This is a genomic window from Bradyrhizobium archetypum, from assembly GCF_013114835.1.
Taxonomy (GTDB): domain Bacteria; phylum Pseudomonadota; class Alphaproteobacteria; order Rhizobiales; family Xanthobacteraceae; genus Bradyrhizobium; species Bradyrhizobium archetypum.
Genome location: NZ_JAAVLW010000005.1, coordinates 129,155 through 147,819 on the forward strand (window position 1 = coordinate 129,155; position 18,665 = coordinate 147,819).

Here is an 18,665-nt window from a genome sequence, read left to right on the forward strand (position 1 = left end):
CGGCGAGGGCCGGCGCAGCAGGCGATCGACTGAAGCTAGACTAATCTCATCAGACTGTAGCCGACCCCCTCACGCCGCCCGAGTGCCCAGCCTGGCCGCATCGGCCATCTCAGCCGCGAGCAACAAGGCCGCGCGGCTGGCGCCAATCGAGGCGACGCCCTGGCCTGCGATGTCATAGGCGGTGCCATGGGCCGGCGTGCAGATCGGAAACGGGAAGCCGCCCAGCATTGTCACGCCGCGATCGAAGCCCATCAGCTTCATCGCGATCTGGCCCTGGTCGTGGTACATCGTCAGCACCGCATCGAACGCCCCGTTCTTGGCGCGCAGGAAAACCGTGTCGGCCGGAAACGGCCCTTCCGCGGCTATTCCTTCGGCCCGGCCGGCCATGACAGCAGGCTCGATCACGTCGATCTCCTCGCGGCCGAAATTGCCGCCGTCCCCGGCATGCGGGTTGAGCCCGGCCACCGCGATACGCGGCTCGGCAAAGCCGGCCCGTCGCATGCAGGCATCGGTCAGCTTCAGCGCGTGATGAATACGTTCAATGGAGAGGCGCGAGGCCACGTCCTTGAGCGCGATGTGCGAGGTGACGCGGGCATTCCAGAGCCTGTCGAGCACGTTGAATTCGCTGGCCGGCGTTTTCAGGCCGGCGATCTCGGCGGAGAACGCAATCTCATCGTCATACTCCGCGCGTGCGAGCCGCATTGCCTTCTTGTTGAATGGCGTGAAGCAGACGGCATCGGCCCGGCCGTCACGCGCCAGCGTCAGCGCACGACGGTAATTCTCCAGCGCGAACGCGCCGCCGGCCTGGCTGGCGACACCGCGTTCGATAGTCGCGGGATCGAGATGGCCGAGATCCATGAAGGCGGCGTCACTGCCGATTGTTCTGAGATCGGCGGATGGCGCTACATTCGGCAGGTCGACCTTGCCGCCAGCCACACGCGCGCCTTCCTCGAAAACGCGGCGGTCGCCGATCACGATCAGGCGTGCATGGGAGCGGATTTCGTCGAGCCCGGCGAGCTTGGCGGTCAGCTCCGGACTGATGCCGGCGGGGTCTCCCATCGCCAGCGCGATCACCGGCTTGCCGTGCGTCTGCACGTTCATATGATCCTCACCTTTTCATGAGCAGCTTCATCCGTTTTTCGCAGCAGACGCACGATCTGCAGGGCGAGCGGAAGCAGCAACAGCGCGATCCCGGCCAGAACGAGGGTCGTCACCAGCCGGTTTGCAAAGAATATCCCGAGCGATCCCTTGGACATCAGCATGGCCTGGCGAAACGCATCCTCGGCCTTGTCGCCGATCACGATCGCAAGCACCAGCGGGGCCAACGGATAATGCAGCTTCTTGAAGAGATAGCCGAAGACGCCGAAGCCGAGCATCAGGACGATGTCGAGATAGGAATTCGAGACCGAATAGGCGCCGACGACGCAGATGATGACGATCAGGGGTGCGATGACGGCGAACGGAATCCGCATTAGCGCAGCGAACACGGGAACGGTGAGCAGCACGAGCACCACCGCAACGATGTTGCCGACATACATCGAGGCGATCAGCCCCCAGACGAAATCCTTCTGGTCGACGAACAGCATCGGTCCGGGATTCAATCCCCAGATCATCAGCCCGCCCATCATGACGGCGGCCGTGGCTGAGCCGGGAATGCCGAGCGAAAGCATCGGCAACAGCGCGCTGGTGCCGGCGGCATGGTCGGCGGTCTCCGGCGCGACGATGCCCTCGGCCTCGCCGGTGCCGAAACGACTTCCATTGCGTGAGAAGCGCTTGGCGATGCCATAGCTCATGAAGGACGCAGCGGTCGGACCGCCCGGCGTAATGCCCATCCAGCAGCCGATGGCGGCGCTGCGCAGCAACGCCACGCCATGGTGCGGCAGACGGCCGAGCGCCCGGAAGACTTCCTTCCAGTCCACCCTCGACGACACCGCACGGGCGTGGAATTCCTCCTCCACCGCGATCAGCAATTCGCCGATCCCGAACAGTCCCATCACGGCAACGACGAAGCTAACGCCCTTCACCAGCTCGTCGATACCCATGGTGAGCCGCACGCTGCCGGAGACCGTGTCGATGCCGATCGCCGCGATCGCAAACCCGATCGCGAGTGCCACCAACGTCTTGATCGGCGCCGCGCCGCCCATGCCGATGAAACTGGCGAAGGCGAGGAAATAGACCGCGAAATATTCGGGCGGCCCGAAGGCAAGCGCCACCTGCGCCACCCAGGACGCCAGAAACGTAATCAGGATCACGCCAACAAGCGCACCGAACGCCGCCGAGCCGAAGGCGGTGGCCAGCGCCGTCGTCGGCCTGCCGTCGCGCGCCATCGGATAGCCGTCGAACGTGGTGGCGACCGACGACGGCTCGCCGGGGATGTTGAACAGGATCGACGTCACCGAGCCGCCGAACAGCGCGCCCCAATACATGCTCGAAAGCAGGATGATCGCCGACACCGGCTGCATGCCGAAGGTCAGCGGCAGCAACAGCGACACGCCGTTTGGCGCACCCAAGCCCGGCAGGACGCCGACGAGGATGCCGAGCAGGACGCCGACCACCATCAGCGTCAGATGCGGAACGGTGATCGCGATGGTGAAGCCGTGCAGCAGCGATTGAAGATTTTCCATCGCCCCGTCCCTTCAGAAACCGAACGCTGTAGCGAGCGCGCCGTGCGGCAGCGACACCTGGAACATGCGCTCGAACACGACGTAGAGCGCCAGCGGGGTCGCCGCGGCGATGACAAGCGCGCGCAAGACCGATTGCCGCCTCGGGAAAGCCAGCACCGCAAACACATAGCCCGCGGAGGCGAGATACATTCCAACCAGGGGAATGACGGCCACGAAAATCGCGGCTGGAACGAACAAGCCCGCGAGGCGGCGCAACTCGGACGACGTGACGGCCGTCCTGACGATTGCAAGGGTGCCGCGTCCGAGCGCGCCCTGCCCCAGATTGTAAAGGCTGCCGAGCACGATAATGACGCCGGTCAGGAACGGAAACGTGCCGGCGTCGACGCCGGCGCTGGACCAGCCGATGCCGTTATCGATGCTGGATACGATGACCGCGACGCCGAAGATTCCGGTCAGCGCCGCAGCGGTTATCTCGAGCGCACGTCGGGAGATCATCGCTCGCGCCCCTACTTCACCAGCCAGCCCTGTTCGCCCGCGACCTGCTTTACGTGTTCGAGGTCCTGCTTGATGAAATCGTCGAATGCTTTGCCGGTCAGGAAGGTGTCGACCTGCGAGGTCTTTTCGATGTACTCCTTCCATTCGGGTGTCGCCTGCACCTGCTTCATGAGATCGACGTAGAAGGCCGTCTGCTCGGGGCTGACCTTGCCTGGCAGCCACACCGTGCGCGGCTGCTCATATTGCGAGATCGCGAGCCCCTGCTCGACGCAGGTCGGCACATCGCTCCAGCCTTCCGACGTCGTGACTTTCGGCCCCTGCGGCAGCCGCTTCGCGCTGAAGGCGCACAGCGGGCGCTGGGTGCTGCCGCGCCATTGCCCGAGGCTCTCGGACGGATTGTTGACGTGGGCATCAATATGGCCGCCGGCGAGCTGCACTGCGGCTTCGGCGCCGCTCTTGAAGGGGATGTAGGTAAACCTGACCTTCGCCACCTTCTCGATCATCCGCGTCAGCACCTCGTCGGTATCCTTGGACTGCGCACCGCCCATCTTGAATTCGGACGCGGCCGCGGCCTTGAGGAAGTCGCCCGCGGTCTTGTAGGGCGCATCCTGCTTCACCCACAGCAGGAACTCGTCCTGCGCCATCGCGGCGATCGGGGTGAGATCGGTGTAGTTGAAGGCGACCTTGGAGACGAGCGGTTGCTGCCAGGCGTTCGAGGTGCCGAAGATCACTTTGTACGGATCGCCCGCGGACGCCTTGCCGTAGACATAGCCTTCCGCCCCGCTGCCGCCGCCCTTATTGACCACCACCACCGGCTGGTCGGTCAGTTTGTATTTGGTGATGATGCTCTGGACAGCGCGCGCGAGATTGTCGGTGCCGCCGCCCGGTCCCGCGGTTGCGACGAACTCGATCGGCTTCTGCGGCTTCCAGGCCGCAGTTGCCGGAAGCGCGCCCCCGAGCAAGAGCAATGTCGTGGACAGCAGGAGTTTTGACACGATCTTCATGGCTTTCCTCCGGGTAGACATTTTTGTTGCGGTTCGTATTTCGTTTTCTCGTCAGGCGACCTGCTCCTTGCGGCCGGCCGCGGCGGCAACGATCGCGCCCTCGCGCTCGAACGCGTCGATCTGCGCCTCGTCAAAACCATGTTCGCGCAGCACCTCGCGGGTATGCTCGCCATAAACCGGCGCACCCGAACGCACCTTGCCGGGTGTCGCCGAGAATTTGACCGGCAGTCCAATCGTCTTGACCGGACCGAGCGTCGAATGCTCAACTTCGACCACCATGTCGCGCGCGAGTGTCTGCGGATCGTTCAGCGCTTCCAGCATGTCGTGCACGGGGCCGCAGGGCACGCCCTTCTCGTCGAGCGCCGCCAGCCAATGCGCCCGCGTGTTCTTGCGGAAGCGCGCGCTCAGCTCGAATTCGAGCTCCTTCAGATGCGCCATGCGGTCGGAGCCGTTGACGAACCGCGGGTCGGAAGCCAGCTCCAGCGCGCCGAGCGCTTCCAGCATCAACAGCCAGTGCTTCTTGTTGGCGCCGCCGACCACGAGCCAGCCATCGGACGCCTCGAACGCCTGATACGGCGCGTTGAGCGGATGGGCCGAGCCCATGGCGCGCGGCGCCAAGTTGCTGGCGAGCGCTATCGTCGATTGCCAATAGGTCTGAACCAGCGCCGCCTCAAACAGCGAGGTCTCCACCCATTGCCCTTCGCCGGTCTTGAGCCGGTGCGAATAGGCGGCAAGGATGCCCATGCTGGCGAGGAGACCGGCCGTGATATCGGACAGCGGCGGGCCACATTTGACCGGCGGACCGTCCGGCCGCTCGCCGGTAAAACTCATGATGCCGCTCATCGCTTGCGCCACCAGATCGAAGCCGCGGCGATGCTTGTAGGGGCCGGTGCGGCCGAAGCCGGACAGCGAGCAATAGATCAGCGCCGGAAAATCCCGATGCAGCTCCTGATAACCGAAGCCTAGCCGCTCCATCGCGCCCGGCGCAAAGTTCTCGACCAGCACGTCGGCGTCGGCGATCAGCCGCCGCAGCACTTCCTTACCTCCCGCGGTCTTCAGGTCGAGCACGATGCCGCGCTTGTTCCGGTTCATCATCAGGAAGGAAGCCGCCTCGTCGCCGATCTTCGGCGGCACCGAGTGCCGCGTGTCGTCGCCATTCGGCCATTTCTCGATCTTGATGACGTCGGCGCCCATGTCGGCGAGCATCAACGTGCAGGTCGGCCCCGCCATCACATGGGTGAGATCGATGACCTTGAGGCCGGCGAGCGGCCCCGAACGCGGCATCGTGTCGTCTTGAAGGGACATGCGGGCTCCTATTGGCCGCGCCATTGCGGCGGGCGCTTGGTGAGAAACGCGTCGAGCCCTTCACGGAAATCCTGGCTGGTGTAGCACATTAGGATCAGGTCCTCGCCCTCCTCGCGCGTCAGCCGTTTCTGCAGCCGGGCCACCGCCTGCTTGGTCGCACTCAACGTGAGCGGCGCATTGCCGGCAACCAGCCGCGCGATCTCGTCGGCGCGCTTCTCGAGCGCTGCGAGATCAGCGACGACCTCGTTGAGCAGGCCCACCGAGGCCGCCTCCTCGGCGTCGACAAGCCGTGCCGTGAAGATCAGATCCTTGACACGCGCCGGGCCGATCAACGCGGTAATGCGGCTGACATTCGACATCGAGAGGCAATTGCCGAGCGTGCGTGCGATCGGAAAGCCTATCCGCGTGCTTCTGGTGCCGATGCGCAGATCGCAAGAGGCCGCGATGCCCGCCCCGCCGCCGGTGCAGGCGCCGTTGATGGCGGCAATGGTCGGCACCCGGCATGTTTCCAGAATCCCGAGCACGCGGTCGATGCGGTTCTCGTAGTCGAGCGCGTCCTGCGGCGCCGCGAAGGCACGGAACTGATTGATGTCGGTGCCCGCGGCAAACGCCTTGTCGCCGGCCCCCCGCAGCAGCAGCACCTTGATCGCATGGTCGCGGTTGGCGAGCTCGCAGATCTCGGCCAGCCGTTCGTACATCTCGAAGGTAAAGGCGTTGCGCGCCTGCGGCCGGTTGAAGGTTATCCGGCCGATGCCGTCTTCGAGGTCAAACAGTAGATCACCCTCCCGTACCGCCACGTCCTGATCCATGCTGCTGGCCCTTATTAATGGATTTTTACCAATTTGAATGCAAAAATTCCATTTATCAAGCTGGAACAGGAAAGAATCCGGTGATATAGCCATTTTTGCATTCAAATTGGATTTTGGGATGCTTCATGAGGAAGTCGTAGGCCGCGTCCGCGCGATGCTGCTCGATGGCGAAATTCCACCGGGGGCGCGGATCCCTGAGCGCGACCTTTGTGAAAGGCTGCAGATCTCGCGGACGCCGTTGCGCGAAGCCCTCAAGGTGCTTGCCGCAGAAGGCCTGGTCCAATTGCTGCCGAACCGCGGCTCGCGGGCAGCCAGGCTGACCGACAAGGACATGCGCGACCTGTTCGAGGTGTGCCAGGGGCTTGAAGCGCTGGCCGGCGAACTCGCCTGCGAGCGCATCACGGACGCCGAGATCGCCGACATCGCGGCTGCTCATGCAGCGATGCTGCGCCACTACGGCGATCGCGACCTTCTGCAGTACTACCGCTGCAACCGCACCATCCACGAGGCGATCATTGCCGCGGCCGGCAATCCCGTGTTGTCGGGCCTCTATGAATCGGTCACGGCACGCATTCGCCGTGCCCGCTATGTCACGCCGATGACGCCGCGACGCTGGGCGCTGGCGGTGCAGGAGCACGAAGCGATCCTCAATGCACTGCAACGCCGTGACAGTGTGGGCTTGTCGCATATCCTGCGCGCGCACTTGCGCCACAAGCGCGACGAGGTCCTGCAGGCCGGCTTCGCGGAGACCGAACCGGCAGAACAGGCCCGCGCGTCATAGCAGCGTCAGGCCTGAGGCCTGATGGACGCCCGAAGCGCATGTCCATCTCTAGTGACGACGTCGACCGTTGGTGCGCGCATTGGGCGGCCTGCGGTCTTTTTCAGAGTGCGCCCTTCCGAACGATAACCAGTCGTTCACCATGACGGCGAATCCCGCCGCGCGATCAACCAAATAATTCACGCCTCAAGTTCCCTTATACCTTTGATGCCTAGTCATCCTTTCGGGATGGCTGTGTTGGCGGGGCATCCCTGCGTAGGCGTAAGAGTAGATCGTAAAGCGTATGAACATCGCACGTGTTGTCGTCCTGACTATCGCGTTGAGTGCCGGCGGCGTCGCCGCCTATCTCGTCCGTGGCACGGATGAAAAATCCCGACCGGCGCCCGAACCGGTCGTACAGTTGCCCACGGTGGAAATTCTGGTTGCGAAGTCCGACATCGGGCTCGGCCAGCAGGTCAAGCCCGAGGACCTGCAATGGCAGGCCTGGCCTGCCGCGGCCGCTGGCAGCAATCTGATCAACCGTGCCAGCAAGGCCAACGCCATCCAGGAAACCGCCGGCTCGATCGCGCGCATCCCGTTCTTCGCAGGCGAGCCGATCCGCGAGCAGAAGCTGGTCAAAGCCAACGGCTCCGGCTTCATGGCCGCCATCCTGCCGACCGGCATGCGGGCGATCTCGACCGAGATCTCGCCGGAAACCGGCGCCGGCGGCTTCATCCTGCCCAACGACCGCGTCGACGTCATCCTTTCCAAGCGCGACAAGAATCCGGACAGCAAGGGAGCCGACGTCGCCCAGTCGGAAATCATTCTCTCCAACATCCGCGTGCTGGCGATCGATCAGGCGCCGAAAGAAAAAGAGGGCAGCAACTCCCTCGTCGGCCGCACCGCCACACTCGAACTGAAGCCCGAGCAGGCCGAGACGCTGGCGCGTGCACGCCAGAGCGGCTCGCTCTCGCTCGCGCTGCGCAGCATCACCGATGCCAATGCGCCCGAGGGCCAGACCGAGGAACAGGTCAAAAGACGAAGCGAGAGCGTCAACGTGGTTCGCTACGGAGTCGCCAATCAAACGACGGCACAGAAGTGACCGAAAGGACTCCTGAAATGAAGTTTGGGGAAAATAAGTCGGCGATGCGGACCGTGGCGGTGCGCGCCCTGTTGTTGTCGGCCGTCGGCGCGCTGACGCTCGGCCCGTTGCTGCCCGTCGTCGCAGCCGAGTCGGAGAAAGATCCGGTGACGACCTCCGCCATCGGTCCGGTCAAGATGCGCTTCCTGTCGCTCGGCATCGGCAAGTCGATGGTCGTCGATCTGCCGCGCGACGTGAAGGATGTGCTGGTCGCCGATCCGAAGATCGCCAATGCCGTTATTCGCTCCCCGCAACGCGCCTATATCATCGGCGGCGCCGTCGGCCAGACCAACGTGGTGTTTTTCGACGGCGATGGCCAGCAGATCGCGTCCTACGACATCGCAGTCAAGCGCGACCTCAACGGCGTGCGTGCCGCGCTGCGACAGGCGATGCCGGGAATCCAGATCGAAGGCGTCGGCGACAGCGTGCTGCTGACCGGCTCGGTATCGAGCCCGGTCGAAGCCCAGCAGGCCGGCGAGATCGCCGCGCGGCTGGTCGGTGGATCCGAGAAGGTCGTCAACTCGATCGTCGTTCGCGGCCGCGACCAGGTGATGTTGAAGGTCACTGTCGCGGAAGTCCGTCGCGATATCATCAAACAGATGGGCATCGATCTCAGCGCCAGCATGAATGTTGGCAACACCTCGGTGCTTTTCAACAATAACAATCCCTTCACGGCAAATAACGCGCCGCTCGTCCCCGGCAATAGTCTGATCGGGCAATTCGGCTCGGCGCCGTCGGTCAGGGCGACGCTTCGCGCGATGGAAACCGCCGGTGTGGTGCGGACGCTTGCCGAACCCAATCTCACCGCGATCTCCGGCGAATCCGCAACGTTTATCTCGGGCGGCGAATTTCCCATTCCGACCGGGGTGACCTGCCAAACAACCACGCCTGGTACGATCGGACAATGCGTCCAGACCGTCAGCTTCAAGAAATTCGGCATCTCGCTCAACTTCACGCCGGTAGTGCTGACTGAGGGACGGATCAGCCTGCGGGTGATGACGGAAGTGTCGGAAGTCTCGACCGAAAACTCCCTGACTGGCGGTGCCGGTGGAACGACCATTCCCTCGATCAAGACGAGGCGTGCAGAGACCACGCTGGAAATACCATCCGGCGGCTCGATGGCGATGGCCGGCCTGATCCAGGAGCAGACCAAGCAGGCCGTCAACGGCCTGCCCGGGGTTGATCAATTGCCGGTTTTGGGCGCGCTGTTCCGCAGCCAGGACTTCGTCAACAACGAGACCGAACTGATGGTTCTCGTGACGCCGTATGTCGTGCGCGCGGTCGCGCAGAAGGAACTGTCGCGGCCCGATGACGGCTTCGCGCCGGCTGCCGATTCCCAGTCCACGCTGCTCGGGCGCATCAACCGCATCTACGGCCTCGCTGCCCGCGTCGATCCGGTCGCCGGCGTCCAGGGCAACTTTGGCTTCATCATTGATTGAGTTTCAGAACTGTTCACCGCGTGGGGACGAGGACAGACCGATGACAACCAGAACACCGCTCCATCGCGTTAAGGTCGGGGGGCTGCTTAGCGCCCTTCTCGGCCTTTCGGCGACACTCGGCGCTTGCACGTGGCAATCCACGGAAATCGTGACGACCGCGAGCGTATCTGATGATTACCGCCACCGTCATCCGATTGCCGTAACCGAAGCCGATCACTCGATCGTCGTGTTCGTCGGCCGCGGCCGCGGCGGCCTCTCCGGGCCGCAACGCGCCGACGTCATGGGCCTGGCGCAGGCCTGGATGCGCGAAGGCACCGGCGCAATCGTCGCCGATGTCCCGATCGACACCGCGAACGCGCACGCGGCCGCGTCGTCGTATCAGGAAATCCGATCGGTGCTGATGGCGGGCGGCGTGCCCGCGCGCGCCATCACGCGGCGTCACTACCACCCCGACGATAGCAGGACCTTGCCGACGATCAGGCTGAGCTACCCGAAGATTTCAGCCGTGGCCGGTCCGTGCGGGCTGTGGCCGCAAGACCTCGGGCCGAACATCGACAATGTCGCCTATAGCGAAAACCGCTCCTACCACAATTTTGGCTGCGCCACCCAGCGCAACCTCGCTGCGATGATCGACAATCCCGCCGATCTCGAACAGCCGCGTCCCGAGAGCGCCGCCTATACGGCACGGCGCGACATCGCCTTTGAGAAATACCGCAAGGGCACGTCGACCGCGACCACTTACCCCGAAGCCGACAAGGCCAAACTCAGCGATACAGGCAAATGATCAGCCGCGTCTTTCCAAACTCCGACGATCAACTTGACGACGCGCCGGCGCAGCCCGAGGAATACATCTCGCCGGCGCCACGCGTATCGGTACAGGCGTTTTGCGCCAGCGTCGCAATCGCAACCGCAGTGCGCGCGGCGAGCGAAGACCGCCGTCTTGGCAAGGCCCACCTCACGGTTCACATGGGCGGCATTGCCGCCGCCATCGAGGCCTACCACACCGCGCCGACACCGAATGTCATTCTGCTGGAGACCGAACCGGGCTCCGATATCCTCGAGGGGCTCGACGAGCTCGCGACCGTGTGCGACGCCGGCACCCGCGTCGTCGTGATCGGCAACGCCGGCGACGTCACGCCCTATCGAGAACTGGTGCGGCGCGGCGTCAGCGACTACGTCACCGGCCCGATCGAACCCATCGACGTCGTCCGTGCGATATGCGGCCTTTACGCGGCTTCCGAGGCCGTGGCGGTCGGCCGCATCGTCGCCGTCGTCGGTGCCAAGGGCGGCGTCGGTGCATCCACCGTCGCGCACAATGTCGCCTGGGCGATTGCGCGCGACCTTGCACTCGATTCCGTCGTGATCGATCTCGACCTCGCCTTCGGCACCGCCGGCCTCGACTACAACCAGGATCCCGTGCAAGGCATCGCCAACGCGGTCTTTCAGCCGGAACGGCCGGACTCGGCCTTCATGGAACGTCTGCTGGCGAAATGCACCGACCGCCTCAACCTGCTGGCGGCGCCGGCGACACTGGACCAGGTCTATGATTTCGGTGCCGACGCGTTCGATGCGATCTTCGATACGATGCGGATGACGACCCCCTGCGTCGTGCTCGACGTGCCCCATCAATGGTCGGCATGGACCAAGCGCACGCTGGTCGGCGCCGACGACATTCTGATCGTTGCCGAGCCCGATCTCGCCAACCTCCGCAACGCCAAGAACATGCTGAACGTGCTGAAGGCGGCGCGGCCCAACGACCGTCCGCCGCTCTATTGCCTCAACCAGGTCGGCATGCACAAGCGTCCCGAAATCTCGGTACGCGAATTCGCCAAGGCGATCGAGAGCCAGCCCATCGCCGCCATTCCGTTCGATTCGAAAATGTTCGGTACCGCCGCCAATAACGGCCAGATGATCGCGCAGATCTCAGCCCGGCATCGCACCGCCCAGATGTTCCTGCAGATCGCGCAGCGCATGACGGGCCATGCCGTGAGCAAACGGTCGCGGACATCGTTCCTGACCCCGATTATCAAAAAGCTGCAGGGTGCCACAGCCCGCAGGGCGTGAGCAAAGAATGACGGCGGCCGCACCTGGCCGCCGGCGCTTAATCGGAACGTCCGGCCGCGGCAATCGGCAGCCTGCCGGCCTCGGCTCGCGCGTTTTCCTTGTCCTTTCGCGACAGCATCCGCTTCAATTGCGCGACGTTGGCGGCGGCCTCGGCGGGCGGTAGGTCGGCCTTCGCAATCTTTTCCGCCTCGGTGAAATTGCCCTGCAGGCCAACCGCCAGCGCCAGATTGGCGCGCACGCGCGGATCGCTTCCCCCAACGCTGTGGGCGCGGCGCAGCGTCTCCTCGGCTTTGGGCAATTCTTTCGAAAGCACGTAGGACAGTCCGAGATTGGACAGCACCGACGGCTGGTCGGGGGCGATTTTCAGCGCGCTCGCATAATATTGTCGCGCTTCCTCATAGCGGCCGAGCTGATCCAGCGTCGCCCCCTGTGCCGAGAGCAGCCGCCAATCCGGATCGTCGGGGCTGTGGGCGCGACCGAGCACGTCGAAGGCCTGTTGGAAGTTGCCGTTGTCGGCGAGCGCACGGCCATAGGCGGCGAGCAAGCGCTTGTCACCCGGATGGGCGATGGAAGCCTGTTCGAGCACCGCGACCGCCTGCGATCTTTGTCCCGTGGCACGCAACGCCTTGCCGTATTTCAGCGCCGCGTCGGCATCCTTCGGATTGCTGCGATAGCGTTCCTGATAGAGTTCGACATCGCGGCGCGGATCGCTGGCCCGGCTGGCCTCGGCCTTCTCGTCGATCGAACCGGTAACGTCTGACAGCCCTGAGGTCTGGCAGCCGCCAAGGCCCAACGCCAGGATCAAGGTGGATGCGCACGCAAGCAGTCGCGCGGCGCGGGGCGGATGGGACAACTTCTGGAGCATGTAGCGGGACTCACGGCGGCAACTGTCCAGCAGTGTTCCCAGCTTAACCCTAAATTCGGGTTAAACTGACCCGCTGCCACGGTAATGAGCAACCTTCGCGGGGCCTCGTGGCCAGTTGCGCCTTGGTGCCCCGCTCTGCACTGGCCGTGTCGGTCGACGCGATCAGGATGGCTAGTCGAGGAATTGCGCGCCGAGTTCGCAGCCGATCCGCCATGCCAACCGGCACTGACGCGGCCTTCCCTCCGAGAAGATCACCGTGAATTCGGAAGGGATTTCGGGATATTCGGCGATGATCTTTACACCGCCATCCGACATGTCCGTGATCATGCAGTCACGCGGCAATCCGCCGGTCGCAAACTGTATTTTCGCAAAGTTTCTACACGCACGTCGTTCGCTTCTGCGGCGATTCGCTGCCAACATGTCGGTCCCTGACCCTGCTCGATGTGATTCACTCGAAGGCCAGCTTTACAGAAGAATCGTTGGAATTGACCTAGCGCGGCGGCGCGCAATGTAGCGGTTGTATTTGAACTCTGTTTACCCAAGCCGGCCCTAGGACTTCGAACCAGGTCGTGGCGGGGCAACATGCTCAGCGACGCAATTTTCGGCAAATTAAAGGGTTGATCCCCCCTCGTGAGGCGATAGCCTGACCGCTCGACTCGATTTGGCGGAAACAGACGCGCATGGGAAGCCTCGTTCTTCTCGACCTGATGGGCGGCGTGGCGCTGCTGCTGTGGGGCCTCCACATGGTCCACAGCGGGATCCTGCGCGCGTTCGGGCCGAACCTGCGTCTCTTGCTCGCAAAGGCCCTGAGCAACCGGTTCACCGCCTTCACCGCCGGCCTTGGCCTGACTGCGCTGCTCCAGAGCAGCACCGCCACGGCGCTGATCACGAGTTCGTTTACGTCGGAGGGGCTCGTCAGCCTCGTGCCCGCGCTTGCCATCATGCTCGGCGCCAATGTCGGCACAACGCTGATCGTGCAGATCCTCTCGTTCAACATCGCCGCCGTCGCGCCCGTGCTGTTCATCATCGGCCTGGTCGCTTTCCGCAGCGGGCCGCGCTCGCGCGTCAAGGACATCGGCCGTGTCTTTATCGGGCTTGGCCTGATGCTGCTGGCGCTGCATATCCTGCTCAATACGCTGGCGCCGGCGGAGAATGCACCGGGCGTGCGCGTGTTCATGAATGCGATCACCGGCGATCCCGTGCTCTGCATCCTGTTCGCGGCGATCGTGACCTGGGTGGTGCATTCCTCGGTTGCCAGCGTGCTGCTGGTGATGTCGCTGGCCTATGCGCATTTCATCACGCCCTACGCGGCGCTGGCCCTCGTGCTCGGCGCCAATCTCGGCAGCGCCATCAACCCGATCGTCGAGGGCGCCCGCCGCGACAATCCCGCAAGCTATCGCCTGCCGCTGGGCAACCTGCTCAATCGCGTGGTCGGAATCCTGCTGGTGGCGCCGTTCCTGCAACCGATCGCGGAGTTCCTGATCGCCTGGCAACCGGATGCCGCCAAGGCAACCGCGCTATTCCACATCGCCTTCAATGGCGCGACCGCCCTTCTCTTCATCGGCCTGCTCGACGGCCTGGCGCGGCTGTTGAAGAGATTGCTGCCCGAACGCATCAAGGAGGCCGACGCGCTGGGGCCGCGCTATCTCGATGAGAGCGCGCTGGAGACGCCCTCGCTGGCGCTGGCCGATGCTGCCCGCGAGACCCTGCATATGGGCGATCACGTCGAAATCATGCTGCGCAAGGTGATGGCGGCGATGATAACCAACGACCGCGCGCTGGTCGACGAGGTGTCGCGGATGGACAACCGCGTCGACAGCCTCGACGAGGCGATCAAGCTCTATGTCACCAAGCTCACCCGCGGCAGCCTCGACGAGCGCGAGGGGCAGCGGGCGATGGAGATCGTCTCCTTCGCCATCAACCTCGAGCATATCGGCGACATCATCGACAAGAATTTGAGCGAGCTCGCCACCAAGAAGATCAAGCGGCGATTCCAGTTCTCGGCCGAGGGCGCCGAGGAGCTCTCAGCCTTTCACAAGCGGACGATGGATTCGCTCCGGATCGCGTTCGGCGTCTTCATGTCCGGGGACGTCAACGAGGCACGGAAGCTGCTGGCGGAGAAAGCCGCGCTGCGCAACACGGAGCTCGCCGCGACCGAACGGCATCTCGACCGCTTGCGCGAAGGCCGGCCCGAAACCATCGAGACCACGTCACTTCATCTCGACGTGCTGCGCGATCTCAGACGCATCCATTCGCATATCTGCTCGGTCGCCTACCCCGTGCTGGACGCGGCCGGCGAACTCGCCGCCCATCGCAGCGCCGAAAGCGAATTGCCCGCGCTGCCCACGGCGGCGCCGAGCCGCCCGTAATCAGCGATCCAGCGTCTTCGATGCCTTGCCGCGGTGCTTGAGGATCAGCATGATGTTGCGGATGTAGATGATCGTGGCCAGCGACTGGCCGATGATGATCACGGGCTCACGCTTGGCGATGCCGTAGATCAGCGTCATCGTCCCGCCCCCCATCGAGAAGAACCAGAACGCGATCGGGATCACGCTTCGTCCGGCGCGCTCGCTCGAAATCCACTGCACCAGAAAGCGCGCGGTGAACAGCAATTGCGCGATCAGCCCAAAGGCCAGCCAGAAATCGAATTTGGCGACGAAGACGTCATAGAGGTAATCGCCGAGCGCCTGGCCGTATTGAATCAGCATCAAGATACCTCGGTCGCAACAGGCGTCGGCTTCTTGCGGCGGATCAGCCACCACACGCCGGCGAGATCCATGATCCCGATCCATAGCCGGTCAAAGAAGCCGTAATTGGACACGCCGGACCGCCGCGGCCGGTCGATCACGTCGACATAGGCGATGTCGAGGCCCTCGCGGCGCACCAGCGCCGGCAGGAACCGATGCAGCCCGTCGAAATACGGCATCGAGAGGAACACGTCGCGCGGGAACGCCTTCAGCCCGCAGCCGGTATCGCGGGTGCCGTCGTGCAGGATCGCCTTGCGAACGCCGTTGGCGATCCGCGACTGCAGCTTCTTGAAACCGGTATCCTTGCGCCCGACCCGCTGGCCAGCGGCGAGGCCGATGCGGCCGCCGCCTTGTTCAACCGCGGCAATCAGATCCGGCAGAAACACGGGATTGTTCTGACCGTCGCCGTCGAGCGTCGCCACAATGATGCCGCGCGCGGCCCGCACGCCGCTGCGCACCGCTGCCGACTGGCCGGACGATGTGTCATGCTTCAGTTGCCGGAGCTGTGGATATTGTTTCATCATCGCCGCCAGCCGCTCGGCGGTCGCATCCGTCGAACCGTCATTGACGTAGATGATCTCGTAGGCCCAGCGGCTGCCGAGCGCACCGACGATTTCCGCAATCAGCGGCGCGACATTGTCCGCCTCGTTGCGCACCGGCACAACGATCGAAACGGCGACCGCATCTCTGTCGGCTGGGGTCAAATCGGCACTCGTCTGGTTGGTTTGGGAGCACCCGGAACCGGGCAACTCGGGCCGTCTGGCGGCGTCCGCTTTTATGGGGCGAAATGCCCCCCGGCAACCCTTTTGAGGCGCCCCGAGGAGGGCCCAACGAGGGGCACAATGCTGCCATCAAGCTGGATCGCAAACCCCAGGCGCCGGGCCGCAAACCAGTATCGCACGAACATTGCGCCGATGATGCCGATCAGGGCGCCGGCGACCACATCGCTCGGATGATGCGCCAGCAGCACCAGACGGGTCGCCGCAATGATCGCAGCGTAAACGGCCATCGCCACCCGTGCGCGCGGCCATAGCGCCGATACCGCAAAAGCGAGTGCAAAGGCGGTGGTGGCGTGCCCGGAGGGGAAGCTGAAATAGGCCGGGTTTCCTGCGAAGTGGGAGAAGTGGAAGGCGTTGGCTTCGCCGCCGACAAAGGGCCGGCCGCGGCCGACGCAATATTTCAGCACTTCGGTCACCAGACTGGAGACGGCGACCGCGCAGAACAGGAACTGCAGCCGCGTTCCCAGGCCGAGCAGCAGCGAGCGCTTGATGCCATCCAGGGCTGGTGCGACGACCGCAACTGCAATGAGCAGCACGCCCAGCACCGCCAGCACATATTCGTCCTTGCCGAAATCAGTGAGAATGCGAACCCACCACAGCGAGGGTGTGCCGCGCTTCGGCATCTGGCTGATTTCCCACACATCGATCGCGTACATCAGCACGATGACCGCACCGCCGAGGCCGGCTGTCAGCCACAACACGTGCCGCGCCGCCCGGCGCGCGGCTTCGGCCCGCCGCGAATGTGACGGCGAGCGCACGAGTTGCGCCAGTGACTGCCACGCCAGCGTGACGAAGCGCGAGAGGTAGTTTTTAGATTCGCCGACAGCAGGAGGCGCAGCCATCTTACTCCGTGCCTTCCGAGCGGAAGATCGCAATCGAGACCGCCTTGCCCTGCGAGATGTTATAGCCCTCGATCCGCTTCGCTACATTGTAGCGCAGCCCGATTGCTTCGGCGCGCTGCACGAAGGCGCGTTCGGTGCGCGATTCCACCAGCGCGAAGCGGCAACTGCCCTGCCCGAGGAAATCCGCAGCGCCCGAGCCGTCGGTCAGCAGCGTGCCGGTACCGGTCATGAAGACGAGGCTCGGCTCGTGAAAGCCCGCCGCGGCGGCCTTTGGCCCGACGCAGACCACGTTGCGAAGCGCGCGCGCGATCTCGGCACTCGGAAACATCGCGGTCAGCGACGGCATGACGACGCCGTAGATTCCGATCGCCAGAAACATGGCGGCGGCGACGGCATTCAACAGCGAGCGTTCGGCGCGGCTGTCCTCGAACATCCACCAGGCGATCAGCCCGAAGATCATCGCGGCCGCCAGAAACGGCCAAGCCGGAAACGCAGGGTAATGCGTCAGCTTGATGGCGCCGATAACGGTTATCACCGACGCCCCCGCCGGAATGACAAACCACCAGGCCGCGCCGCGTATCAGCCAGGACCGCGACAGCACGCGGCGCTCGAGCGCGCCGGCGGTGAGGATCGCAATCGCTGGATAGAGCGGCAGCACGTAATGCGGCAGCTTGGTCAGCACGAGCTCGAACGCGATCCATGACGGGACCAGCCATGCCAGCAGGTATTGCGCACCGGGCTCGCGCCGCGCGCGCCATACCGCCGGCGCCGCCATTCCCGCCAGCGCCGCGCCCGGCCAGAACGTGACCCAGAACAGCAAGAGGTAAAGCCCGGGCGGCGCGCCGTGGGATTCCTGCGCGCCCAGCTTGCTCAGCATGTCGCCGCCAAGTGAATTGGAGAAAAACGCCTCACCCGCGCGCCAGAAGATCGCAACGAACCACGGCAGCACCAGCACCAGCGTCCACATCAGCCCCCACACTGGGCGCAGCCGCCAGAGCCATGCCGCCGAGCGGTCGAGGATCGCGAGTGCCAGGATGGTCAGTCCGACGAACATCAGGATGAGCGGCCCTTTGAGCAGGATGCCGCCGGCCAGCGCCGTCCAAAAGATTGCGGGCGCGGTCCAGGGTGGCCGCACCGGGTCCTCGCCGCGCTGCCAGGCCAGATACACCCGCGCCATCGCGCCCATCGCAGCGACAACGGTCAACAGCAGCATCGCGTCGGTCTTGGCGAGCCGCGCTTCGACCCCGAGCAGGACGGAGCTGCACATCATCAGCGCCGCCAGCGCGGCCCCGCGCCGGGTGACGAAGGCGAGCGCCGTCCAATAGGTCAGGAGAACCGCGCCGATCGCGCCGATCAGCGAGGGAATCCGGTAGAGCCAGATGCGCAACTGCGCCCGCGGCAGCCCGAGCGATGAAGCGGTTTCGACCACGGCGGCCTGCAGCCAATAGATGCCGACCGGTTTCTTGTAGCGAACATCGTCCTGGAAGCGGATATCGACGTAATCGCCGCTTTCGACCATCTGCTTGGTGGCCTGCGCAAAGCGCGCCTCGTCGCGGTCGATCGCCGGAATGTTGAAGAATCCGGGCAGGAAAAGCACGATGCAGCAGAGCATCAGGAACGCGATGGCGCGAAAATGGTTCGCAGTGGCGAAGTCGAACGCAACGGCCAGCCTGCGGCCGGAATGCGCAGGTTTTACTGGCTGTTGGCCCGATCCAAAGCGTGGGGGGTGCAAGGTTTCCACCATGCCGTTCGCATACGATGAAACCGCACTGCAAACAACACCACAAATCCCTC

General features: G+C 64.3%; 18 protein-coding genes. 6 read left to right on the forward strand and 12 right to left on the reverse strand.

Going from position 1 to position 18,665, the window contains the following annotated elements; translation table 11 throughout:
- Positions 1–69: 69 nt before the first annotated feature.
- The 6 genes from HCN50_RS16900 to HCN50_RS16925 are packed head-to-tail and all read right to left on the reverse strand — an operon-like array spanning position 70 to position 6,237.
- Entirely contained in the window at positions 70–1,101 is a 1,032-nt protein-coding gene (locus HCN50_RS16900; protein ID WP_171710808.1) for a 4-hydroxythreonine-4-phosphate dehydrogenase PdxA, read from the reverse strand.
- Positions 1,098–2,624, reverse strand: coding sequence for a tripartite tricarboxylate transporter permease (locus HCN50_RS16905; RefSeq protein WP_171710809.1), 1,527 nt, complete (start codon positions 2,622–2,624; stop codon positions 1,098–1,100). The genes HCN50_RS16900 and HCN50_RS16905 overlap by 4 nt, the downstream gene beginning before the upstream one ends.
- Positions 2,625–2,636: 12 nt before the next feature.
- Positions 2,637–3,119 (reverse strand): tripartite tricarboxylate transporter TctB family protein, encoded by a 483-nt coding sequence (locus tag HCN50_RS16910; protein WP_171710810.1) that lies wholly within the window; start codon positions 3,117–3,119, stop codon positions 2,637–2,639.
- Positions 3,120–3,130: 11 nt separating this feature from the next.
- Entirely contained in the window at positions 3,131–4,123 is a 993-nt protein-coding gene (locus tag HCN50_RS16915) for a tripartite tricarboxylate transporter substrate binding protein (protein WP_171710811.1), read from the reverse strand.
- A gap of 51 nt (positions 4,124–4,174) precedes the next feature.
- Entirely contained in the window at positions 4,175–5,428 is a 1,254-nt protein-coding gene (locus tag HCN50_RS16920) for a CaiB/BaiF CoA transferase family protein (protein ID WP_235977041.1), read from the reverse strand.
- Between the two features lie 8 nt (positions 5,429–5,436).
- Positions 5,437–6,237 (reverse strand): enoyl-CoA hydratase/isomerase family protein, encoded by an 801-nt coding sequence (locus HCN50_RS16925; RefSeq protein ID WP_171710812.1) that lies wholly within the window; start codon positions 6,235–6,237, stop codon positions 5,437–5,439.
- A 118-nt stretch (positions 6,238–6,355) separates the two neighbouring features.
- Between HCN50_RS16925 and HCN50_RS16930 the strand changes: the two genes are divergently transcribed.
- From HCN50_RS16930 to HCN50_RS16950, 5 genes are all read left to right on the forward strand, one after another.
- Positions 6,356–7,018 (forward strand): GntR family transcriptional regulator, encoded by a 663-nt coding sequence (locus HCN50_RS16930; RefSeq protein WP_171710813.1) that lies wholly within the window; start codon positions 6,356–6,358, stop codon positions 7,016–7,018.
- 280 nt (positions 7,019–7,298) lie between these two features.
- Positions 7,299–8,096 carry a Flp pilus assembly protein CpaB gene (cpaB, locus tag HCN50_RS16935; protein WP_171710814.1) on the forward strand — a complete coding sequence of 266 codons (798 nt, stop codon included), beginning with the start codon at positions 7,299–7,301 and terminating at the stop codon, positions 8,094–8,096.
- Positions 8,097–8,113: 17 nt separating this feature from the next.
- Positions 8,114–9,574, forward strand: a complete 1,461-nt coding sequence (locus HCN50_RS16940) for a type II and III secretion system protein family protein (protein ID WP_171710815.1) — start codon at positions 8,114–8,116, stop codon at positions 9,572–9,574.
- A gap of 40 nt (positions 9,575–9,614) precedes the next feature.
- Complete coding sequence (locus HCN50_RS16945) at positions 9,615–10,358, forward strand: CpaD family pilus assembly protein (protein WP_171710816.1); 744 nt, start codon at positions 9,615–9,617, stop codon at positions 10,356–10,358.
- Positions 10,355–11,638, forward strand: coding sequence for a CpaE/TadZ family protein (locus HCN50_RS16950; protein ID WP_171710817.1), 1,284 nt, complete (start codon positions 10,355–10,357; stop codon positions 11,636–11,638). Before HCN50_RS16945 ends, HCN50_RS16950 begins: the two co-directional genes overlap by 4 nt.
- Positions 11,639–11,675: 37 nt before the next feature.
- Here HCN50_RS16950 and HCN50_RS16955 read toward each other — a convergent pair whose 3' ends face one another.
- Together HCN50_RS16955 and HCN50_RS34485 are read right to left on the reverse strand one after the other, a co-directional pair.
- A complete protein-coding gene (locus HCN50_RS16955; protein ID WP_171710818.1) occupies positions 11,676–12,503 on the reverse strand; it encodes a tetratricopeptide repeat protein in 828 nt (275 codons plus the stop codon).
- Between the two features lie 171 nt (positions 12,504–12,674).
- Positions 12,675–12,923, reverse strand: coding sequence for a PilZ domain-containing protein (locus tag HCN50_RS34485; RefSeq protein WP_171710819.1), 249 nt, complete (start codon positions 12,921–12,923; stop codon positions 12,675–12,677).
- A 260-nt stretch (positions 12,924–13,183) separates the two neighbouring features.
- Between HCN50_RS34485 and HCN50_RS16965 the strand changes: the two genes are divergently transcribed.
- The gene (locus HCN50_RS16965) at positions 13,184–14,872 is read left to right on the forward strand and encodes a Na/Pi cotransporter family protein (RefSeq protein ID WP_171710820.1); all 1,689 of its coding nucleotides are present in this window, start codon (positions 13,184–13,186) and stop codon (positions 14,870–14,872) included.
- Here the strand turns inward: HCN50_RS16965 and HCN50_RS16970 are convergent, their stop codons facing one another.
- The 4 genes from HCN50_RS16970 to HCN50_RS16985 form a co-directional block, all read right to left on the reverse strand.
- The gene (locus HCN50_RS16970; protein ID WP_171710821.1) at positions 14,873–15,211 is read right to left on the reverse strand and encodes a lipid-A-disaccharide synthase N-terminal domain-containing protein; all 339 of its coding nucleotides are present in this window, start codon (positions 15,209–15,211) and stop codon (positions 14,873–14,875) included.
- Positions 15,211–15,954: a glycosyltransferase family 2 protein gene (locus tag HCN50_RS16975; RefSeq protein WP_171710822.1), complete on the reverse strand. Its 744-nt coding sequence runs from the start codon at positions 15,952–15,954 to the stop codon at positions 15,211–15,213. Before HCN50_RS16975 ends, HCN50_RS16970 begins: the two co-directional genes overlap by 1 nt.
- Positions 15,955–16,025: 71 nt before the next feature.
- Positions 16,026–16,871 (reverse strand): phosphatase PAP2 family protein, encoded by an 846-nt coding sequence (locus HCN50_RS16980; RefSeq protein WP_171710823.1) that lies wholly within the window; start codon positions 16,869–16,871, stop codon positions 16,026–16,028.
- A gap of 1 nt (position 16,872) precedes the next feature.
- Positions 16,873–18,615: an ArnT family glycosyltransferase gene (locus tag HCN50_RS16985; protein WP_171710824.1), complete on the reverse strand. Its 1,743-nt coding sequence runs from the start codon at positions 18,613–18,615 to the stop codon at positions 16,873–16,875.
- Between the last annotated feature and the right edge of the window lie 50 nt (positions 18,616–18,665).

What these genes read in the sequence shown, in the direction of transcription:
- HCN50_RS16900 (WP_171710808.1), bottom strand. Translation starts at nt 1,101, where the DNA reads ATGAACGTGCAGACGCACGGCAAGCCGGTGATCGCGCTGGCGATGGGA.
- HCN50_RS16905 (WP_171710809.1), bottom strand. Translation starts at nt 2,624, where the DNA reads ATGGAAAATCTTCAATCGCTGCTGCACGGCTTCACCATCGCGATCACC.
- HCN50_RS16910 (WP_171710810.1), bottom strand. Translation starts at nt 3,119, where the DNA reads ATGATCTCCCGACGTGCGCTCGAGATAACCGCTGCGGCGCTGACCGGA.
- HCN50_RS16915 (WP_171710811.1), bottom strand. Translation starts at nt 4,123, where the DNA reads ATGAAGATCGTGTCAAAACTCCTGCTGTCCACGACATTGCTCTTGCTC.
- HCN50_RS16920 (WP_235977041.1), bottom strand. Translation starts at nt 5,428, where the DNA reads ATGTCCCTTCAAGACGACACGATGCCGCGTTCGGGGCCGCTCGCCGGC.
- HCN50_RS16925 (WP_171710812.1), bottom strand. Translation starts at nt 6,237, where the DNA reads ATGGATCAGGACGTGGCGGTACGGGAGGGTGATCTACTGTTTGACCTC.
- HCN50_RS16930 (WP_171710813.1), top strand. Translation starts at nt 6,356, where the DNA reads ATGCTTCATGAGGAAGTCGTAGGCCGCGTCCGCGCGATGCTGCTCGAT.
- cpaB (WP_171710814.1), top strand. Translation starts at nt 7,299, where the DNA reads ATGAACATCGCACGTGTTGTCGTCCTGACTATCGCGTTGAGTGCCGGC.
- HCN50_RS16940 (WP_171710815.1), top strand. Translation starts at nt 8,114, where the DNA reads ATGAAGTTTGGGGAAAATAAGTCGGCGATGCGGACCGTGGCGGTGCGC.
- HCN50_RS16945 (WP_171710816.1), top strand. Translation starts at nt 9,615, where the DNA reads ATGACAACCAGAACACCGCTCCATCGCGTTAAGGTCGGGGGGCTGCTT.
- HCN50_RS16950 (WP_171710817.1), top strand. Translation starts at nt 10,355, where the DNA reads ATGATCAGCCGCGTCTTTCCAAACTCCGACGATCAACTTGACGACGCG.
- HCN50_RS16955 (WP_171710818.1), bottom strand. Translation starts at nt 12,503, where the DNA reads ATGCTCCAGAAGTTGTCCCATCCGCCCCGCGCCGCGCGACTGCTTGCG.
- HCN50_RS34485 (WP_171710819.1), bottom strand. Translation starts at nt 12,923, where the DNA reads ATGTTGGCAGCGAATCGCCGCAGAAGCGAACGACGTGCGTGTAGAAAC.
- HCN50_RS16965 (WP_171710820.1), top strand. Translation starts at nt 13,184, where the DNA reads ATGGGAAGCCTCGTTCTTCTCGACCTGATGGGCGGCGTGGCGCTGCTG.
- HCN50_RS16970 (WP_171710821.1), bottom strand. Translation starts at nt 15,211, where the DNA reads ATGCTGATTCAATACGGCCAGGCGCTCGGCGATTACCTCTATGACGTC.
- HCN50_RS16980 (WP_171710823.1), bottom strand. Translation starts at nt 16,871, where the DNA reads ATGGCTGCGCCTCCTGCTGTCGGCGAATCTAAAAACTACCTCTCGCGC.
- HCN50_RS16985 (WP_171710824.1), bottom strand. Translation starts at nt 18,615, where the DNA reads ATGGTGGAAACCTTGCACCCCCCACGCTTTGGATCGGGCCAACAGCCA.